Origin of the sequence: Janthinobacterium sp. NKUCC06_STL (assembly GCF_019345455.1) — a bacterium.
GTDB classification, from domain to species: domain Bacteria; phylum Pseudomonadota; class Gammaproteobacteria; order Burkholderiales; family Burkholderiaceae_D; genus Janthinobacterium; species Janthinobacterium rivuli.
Map to the genome: position 1 here is coordinate 1 of NZ_JAHKQY010000057.1, position 230 is coordinate 230.

The 230-nt window shown below is 50.9% G+C and carries 1 rRNA gene; it reads left to right on the forward strand.

Annotated features, from left to right (window positions below):
* Positions 1-230 (forward strand): 23S ribosomal RNA (locus tag KO539_RS30805); the annotation flags it as partial.

Genomic DNA, 230 nt, shown 5'->3' on the forward strand with positions numbered 1-230 from the left:
ATGGGGGGACGGATCGCGGAAGGTTGTCCAACTGTTGGAATAGTTGGTTTTTGGCTCATAGAAGGTACTTAGGCAAATCCGGGTACGGAATTCAAGGGGTTGAGACGAGTGCACTTGTGCACGAAGCAATCGGAAGTGGTTCCAAGAAAAGCCTCTAAGCTTCAGTCATACGAGACCGTACCGCAAACCGACACAGGTGGGCGAGATGAGTATTCTAAGGCGCTTGAGAG